The following is a 6,206-nucleotide window of genomic DNA, read 5'->3' as shown; positions in this document are numbered from 1 at the left end:
ACGGGGCGGGGCTGGGGAAAACCCGCCGGAGGCACAGCCCGGCCCGGCCCCACCGCTCACCCGAACGACGCCCGCTCCAGCCAGAAGTCCAGCAACTCCCGCTCCCCCAGCACCTCGACACCACCCTCGTCCAGCCCTCGCCTCCGGTAGAAGGCGAGCAACACCTCCGTCAACGGCCCCCGCAAGGCGACCGTCGCCTTCTCATGCCCCCGCCGCCACACAAACCCGTCCTCCCTGAACTCGATGAGCCACTCGGCCTCGGGCCCCGGCCCCGCATCCGTGGCGTGCAGGTGGATGCTCCGCCCCGCCCCCTTCAACTCGGCGGCGCTGTCCGAGGGTTGGATCCGCTGCACGAACCGCACGATGTCCAGCCACTCGTCGATCGCATCGGCCGCGACCTCGGGGTCCACCTCGTACGGCACGCCCACGGCGATCGCCGCGTCCGCCCGGTGGATCGCCACCTCATGGGTCATCCGCCGCGCCCAGAACGCGGCGTCCCGCGCCTCGGTCCACGTCCACACGAACGCCTCGGGCCCCACCTCCCGCAGCGTCCCCACCACGAGCTCCGCCGACTCGGCCAGCCAGGCGTCGAGCCCCGCGGGGTCGTCGTCACCGGGCGCCGCGGCCCCGGGGACGTCCTTCTCGTCGACGGGCTTGTCGGTGCCCGTCCGCATCATGATCTCCGCCCACCGCACCGCCCGCCCGACGTGCCGGGCCAGCTCCCCCAGCGTCCAGTCGGGACAGGTCGGCACCGTGACCGTGAGGTCCGCCCCCGTGAGCGTCGCCCGCAACGCGGCCAGCTGACCGGCGACTTCGTCGCAGTAACGCTCGTACTCCAGTGTCGTCATGGGGCGCACCCTAGTTCGCCTTGAGCGGCCCCCGCACGCCGGTTTCGGATGGCCCGGAACCCCGTGCGTCAGGTGCATCAGGCGTGTCAGGCGCATCAGGTGTGTCAGGTGCATCACCTACGTCACATCGTCCGTCACGGCGATCGAGCACCACCACATCCCCAGCCCCGAACACGACCCCCACCGCGTCCCCCACCTCGGGCGCCTCCCCCAACGGACAGGCCGCCTCGATGCGCGGCCCCTCCACCGGCCGCAGCCGCACCGCGACATGGGTCCCCCGGAAGGTACGCGCCACCACCTCGCAGCCGAGCCCCTCCTCGGCGGCCCCGAGCCGCACCCCGGTGGGCCGCACCAGCAGCTCGCACGCGCCCGGCCGGGTACCGGCGGGCACCGGGACCTTGCCCCACACGGTGTCGGCCACATCACCCGAACCCGACACCGTCGCCTCGACGACGTTGTCGAAGCCGAGGAACCGCGCCACGAACGCGTCGACGGGCCGCTGCCACACCTCAAGTGGCGTGCCGGACTGGGCGATCCGCCCGTCCCGCATGACCACGACCCGGTCGGCGAGCGCGAACGCCTCCCCCTGGTCATGGGTGACGGCGAGCACGGTCGTGCCCAACTCGCTGAAGAGTTCCCGCAGTTCGACGACGAGCCGTTCGCGCAGCGACCGGTCGAGCTGGCCGAGCGGCTCGTCCAGCATCAGCAGCCGGGGCCGGGGGGCGAGCGCACGGGCCAGGGCGACGCGCTGCTGCTCGCCGCCGGAGAGCGTGGCGACGGCCCTCCTCTCGGCGCCGGGCAGCCCGACGAGGGCGAGCAACTCCCGTACGCGTACGTCCTGTTCGGACTTCGAGACGCCATGCATGCGCAGCCCGAAGGACACATTGCCGCCCACGTCCCGCTGCGGGAACAGCTGGTGGTCCTGGAACATCAGGCCCACGCCCCGCTTGTGCGCGGGCACCCCGCCCTGGTCGCGGCCGTCCAGGACGACCCGGCCGCCGTCGAGGCCCTGGAGCCCCGCGACGGCCCGCAGCAGCGTCGACTTGCCGCTGCCGCTGGGCCCGAGCACGCACACGGTCTCGTGCTCGGCGACGGACAAGTCCACGGCGTCGAGCGCGGCCCGCTCCCCGAACCGCACCGTCGCGTCCGCGAGCGTCAGCAAGGCCATCAGAACTCTCCCGTGGTGCGTTCGGTCCGGATCCGTTCGAGGAGCAGCAGCGACACCGCGCACACCGCCATGAGGATCGTCGAAAGGGCCATCGCCTGGCCGTAGTTGAGGTCGCCTGCCCGTCCGAGCAGCCGCGCCACGGCGACCGGCAGGGTCGGGTTGTCGGGCCGGGCGATGAACACGGTGGCGCCGAACTCGCCGAGCGACACGGCGAAGGCGAACCCGGCGGCGATCAGCAGCGCCCGCCGCACCATCGGCAGGTCGACCTCCCGCCAGGCCCGCAGCGGCGACGCCCCGAGCACGGCGGCCGCCTCCCGCAGCCGCCCGTCCACGGCCCGCAGCACGGGCAGCATGGTGCGCACCACGAACGGGACCCCCACCAGCGCCTGGGCGAGCGGCACCAGGATCCATGAGGAGCGCAGGTCGAGCGGCGGCTCGTCCAGGGTGATCAGGAAGCCGAAGCCGACGGTTACGGCCGACACCCCGAGCGGCAGCATCAGCAGCGCGTCGAAGCCCCGTACGAGCCGCCCCGCCTTCCGGGTGAGCGCGGCGGCCGCCAGCCCGCCGATGACGACGGCGATGGCGGTGGCCGCGAGGGCGTACTGGAGGGAGTTGCCGATCGCGTCGATCGGCGGCACCAGGAACGCCCCGCCCTCCGCCGACGTCAACTCCCTGAAGTACAGCAGCCCGAAGCCGTCGGGCCCGTCGAAGGAGCGCTGCACGAGGACGCCGAGCGGCAGCAGGATCAGCACGACGATCGTGGCGAGGACGAACGCGAGCAGCGTCCACTGCCCCGCCCCGCGCGGCCGCCGCGCCACCGCCGCCGCGGAGACGAGCTTCAGGGCGCTCTCCCGCCGCCGCACCGTCCAGGCGTGCACGGCGAGGATCAGTCCGACCGCCGCGAACTGGACGAGGGTGAGCACGGCGGCCGTCGGCAGGTCGAGGAGCTGCGCGGTCTGCCGGTAGATCTCCACCTCGAGGGTGGAGTAGGCGGGCCCGCCGAGGATCTGCACGATGCCGAACGACGTGAAGGTGAAGAGGAACACCATCAGTGCGGCGGCGGCCACGGCGGGCGCGAGCGCGGGCAGCGTCACCGTCCGCCAGGCCCGCCACCGGGAGGCGCCGAGCATCCGCGCGGCCTCCTCCTGGCGCGGGTCGAGCTGCGACCAGAGCCCGCCCACCGTCCGTACGACGACGGCGTAGTTGAAGAAGACGTGCGCGAGGAGGATCGCCCACACCGTGGTGTCCAGGCGCACCCCCCACCACTCGTCGAGGAGCCCGCCGCGCCCGAGCAGCGCCAGGAACGCCGTGCCGACGACGACGGTCGGCAGCACGAACGGCACGGTGACGACGGCCCGCAGCACCTGCTTGCCGGGAAACTCGAAGCGCGCGAAGACATAGGCGCCGGGGAGCGCGATCAGCAGCGTGAGCGCGGTCGAGGCGAGCGCCTGCCAGGTCGTGAACCACAGCACGTCCCGGATGTCACCCTGCCCGAGCACATCCGCGATCCGCCCGAACTGCCAGGCCCCGCCGGCCTTCAGCCCGCGCGCGACGATCGCCGCGACGGGATAGGCGAAGAACACCGCGAAGAACGCGACGGGCACGGCCATCAGCCCGAGCCGCACCGCGCTCCCACGCCAACCCCCTTCACGGGCCTCACGGCCCTTCGGGGCTACTTCTGTACGAGCGAGGTCCACGACTTGACCCACGCGTCACGGTTGTCGGCGATCTTCTTGGGCGCCATGGTCTCCGGCTGGACGGTCGCACCGAACTTGGTGAACAGCTCCGGCACCTTCGCGTCCTTGAGCGCGGGCTTCACGAACATGTTGAGCGGCATGTCCTCCTGGAACTTCTTGCTGATCAGGAAGTCGAGGAGCGCCTTGCCGCCCTTCTCGTTCTTCGCGCCGTCGAGCAGCCCCGCGAACTCGATCTGCCTGAAGCACGTCCCGGTGGCGACGCCGGTGGGCGCCTCCTTGGGCTGCGGCTTGGCGTAGAGGACCTCGACGGGCGGCGACGAGGCGTAGGAGACGACGAGCGGCCGGTCGCCCTTGGCCTTCTTGCCCCCGGCGGACCCGGAGAACTCCTCGTTGTACGCCTGCTCCCAGCCGTCGACGACCTTGACGCCGTTGGCGTCGAGCTTCTTCCAGTAGTCCTGCCAGCCGTCGTCGCCGTACTTGGCGGCGGTGGCGAGCATGAAGCCGAGCCCCGGCGAGGACGTGGCGACGTTCTCCGTCACGAGCAGATTCTTGTACTGGGGCTTGATCAGGTCGTCGAAGGACTTCGGCGGCGCCAGCTTGTGGTCGGCGAAGTACTTCTTGTCGTAGTTGACGCAGATGTCACCGGTGTCGACGGGCGTGACGCGGTGCTTGCCCCGGTCGAGCTGCAGGTCGGCCGGGATCCCGGAGAGCCCCTTCGCCTCGTACGGGGTGAAGACGCCCTGGTCGAGGGCGCGGGACAGGAGCGTGTTGTCGACGCCGAAGAAGACGTCGCCCTGCGGGTTGCCCTTGCTGAGGACGGCCTTGTTGACGGCCTCTCCGGCGTCGCCGCTCTTGAGGATGTGGACCTTGTAGCCGGACTGCTTCTCGAAGTCCTTCAGGACGTCCTTCGACACGTTGAAGGACTCGTGGGTCACGAGCGTCACGTCCTTGGAGTCAGCCTTCGACCCGCTGTCGGAGCTGCCGCACGCGGAGACGGCGACGAGCCCGAGCCCCACGGCAACGGCGCCGACACAGACCTTCTTGGTCCTGATCCTGGTCCTGCTGGTGGTGCTCACTGAGTTCATTCCTCCTGGGGTGACCAGGAGAAGACGCGGCCCTGCCCGGGATCCCCGAAGGGTTCCCGGGCAGGGCGCAACAGCTTGATGAGTGGTGACCGAACTTCCTACCCGGAATGACCCGGGCAAGGTTCAGAGGGTCTGCGGCCCGCCTGTCCCCGGCTGCCGCACTCTCAGCGCTGTGGCGCTCCCCTGTCGGAATATGCAGATGTGTTTCGGCCAGACTACCGCGCGGCGCCCTATCGCTCGGCGGCGGCGAGCTGCCCGCACGCCCCGTCGATCTCCTGACCACGGGTGTCCCGGATGGTGACGGGCACCCCGTGGGCGGCGATGGCCTCGACGAACGCCTTCTCGTCCTCGGGCCGCGACGCGGTCCACTTGGACCCCGGCGTCGGGTTCAGCGGAATCAGATTCACATGGACGGGCTTGCCCTTGAGCAGCCGCCCGAGCCGGTCACCGCGCCACGCCTGGTCGTTGATGTCCCGGATCAGCGCGTACTCGATGGACAGCCGGCGCCCCGACTTGGCGGCGTACTCCCATCCGGCGTCCATCACTTCCCGCACCTTCCACCGCGTATTGACCGGTACGAGGGTGTCGCGCAGCTCGTCGTCCGGCGCGTGCAGCGAGATGGCGAGGCGGCACTTGAAGCCCTCGTCGGCGAAGCGGTGGATGGCCGGGACGAGCCCGACCGTCGACACGGTGATGCCGCGCTGCGAGAGCCCGAGACCGTCGGGCTCCGGGTCGGTCAGCGCACGAATGGCTTGCACGACCCGCTTGTAGTTGGCGAGCGGCTCCCCCATGCCCATGAACACGATGTTGGACAGCCTGGCCGGTCCGCCGGGAATCTCCCCGTCCCGCAGCGCCCGCATCCCGTCGACGATCTGGTGGACGATCTCGGCGGTGGACAGGTTCCGGTCGAGCCCGGCCTGCCCCGTCGCACAGAACGGGCAGTTCATCCCGCATCCGGCCTGGGAGCTGATGCACATGGTGACCCGGTCGGGATAGCGCATCAGCACCGACTCGACGAGCGTCCCGTCGAACAGCCGCCACAGGGTCTTGCGGGTGGTGTCGTCGTCACAGCTGATGTGCCGCACCACCGACATCAGCTCGGGAAGCAGCGCCTCCTGCAGCTTGCCGCGCGCGGCCGCCGGAATGTCCGTCCACTGGTCCGGGTCGTGGGCGTACCGCGCGAAGTAGTGCTGCGAGAGCTGTTTGGCGCGGAACGGCTTCTCGCCGATGGCGGCGACGGCTTCCTTGCGCTCGGCGGGCGTGAGGTCGGCGAGGTGCCGCGGGGGCTTCTTGGCTCCGCGGGGCGCGACAAAGGTGAGTTCTCCGGGCTTAGGCATGGCTCTACCAGTGTCGCAGATGCCCGCCCCTGCCTCACTCGGCCGCCGAGAGGGCCCCTGCGGCCCCGGAA

At 71.0% G+C, this 6,206-nt stretch carries 5 protein-coding genes and 1 riboswitch; all 5 genes read right to left on the bottom strand.

Annotated elements, in window-relative coordinates; genetic code table 11:
- Window positions 1–56: 56 nt before the first annotated feature.
- Complete coding sequence (locus ACFWYM_RS11475) at window positions 57–848, bottom strand: maleylpyruvate isomerase family mycothiol-dependent enzyme (protein ID WP_384833671.1); 792 nt, start codon at window positions 846–848, stop codon at window positions 57–59.
- Window positions 849–858: 10 nt separating this feature from the next.
- Entirely contained in the window at window positions 859–2,016 is a 1,158-nt protein-coding gene (locus ACFWYM_RS11470) for an ABC transporter ATP-binding protein (RefSeq protein WP_384833668.1), read from the bottom strand.
- Window positions 2,016–3,713 (bottom strand): ABC transporter permease, encoded by a 1,698-nt coding sequence (locus ACFWYM_RS11465; RefSeq protein ID WP_384833665.1) that lies wholly within the window; start codon window positions 3,711–3,713, stop codon window positions 2,016–2,018. The genes ACFWYM_RS11470 and ACFWYM_RS11465 overlap by 1 nt, the downstream gene beginning before the upstream one ends.
- Window positions 3,689–4,798, bottom strand: a complete 1,110-nt coding sequence (locus ACFWYM_RS11460) for a thiamine ABC transporter substrate binding subunit (RefSeq protein WP_384833662.1) — start codon at window positions 4,796–4,798, stop codon at window positions 3,689–3,691. Before ACFWYM_RS11460 ends, ACFWYM_RS11465 begins: the two co-directional genes overlap by 25 nt.
- A 77-nt stretch (window positions 4,799–4,875) precedes the next feature.
- Window positions 4,876–4,993: riboswitch (TPP riboswitch) on the bottom strand.
- A 35-nt stretch (window positions 4,994–5,028) separates the two neighbouring features.
- The gene (rlmN, locus tag ACFWYM_RS11455; RefSeq protein ID WP_384833659.1) at window positions 5,029–6,135 is read right to left on the bottom strand and encodes a 23S rRNA (adenine(2503)-C(2))-methyltransferase RlmN; all 1,107 of its coding nucleotides are present in this window, start codon (window positions 6,133–6,135) and stop codon (window positions 5,029–5,031) included.
- Window positions 6,136–6,206 lie beyond the last annotated feature (71 nt).

Origin of the sequence: Streptomyces sp. NPDC059009 (assembly GCF_042740175.1) — a bacterium.
GTDB lineage: Bacteria > Actinomycetota > Actinomycetes > Streptomycetales > Streptomycetaceae > Streptomyces.
The sequence above is the reverse complement of the archived record's forward strand: the minus strand, read 5'-3'. Positions and strand labels throughout refer to the sequence as shown.

Bases quoted from the DNA above. Each gene is read 5' to 3' on its own strand.
- rlmN (WP_384833659.1), bottom strand. From the start codon at position 6,135: ATGCCTAAGCCCGGAGAACTCACCTTTGTCGCGCCCCGCGGAGCCAAG.
- ACFWYM_RS11475 (WP_384833671.1), bottom strand. From the start codon at position 848: ATGACGACACTGGAGTACGAGCGTTACTGCGACGAAGTCGCCGGTCAG.
- ACFWYM_RS11470 (WP_384833668.1), bottom strand. From the start codon at position 2,016: ATGGCCTTGCTGACGCTCGCGGACGCGACGGTGCGGTTCGGGGAGCGG.
- ACFWYM_RS11460 (WP_384833662.1), bottom strand. From the start codon at position 4,798: ATGAACTCAGTGAGCACCACCAGCAGGACCAGGATCAGGACCAAGAAG.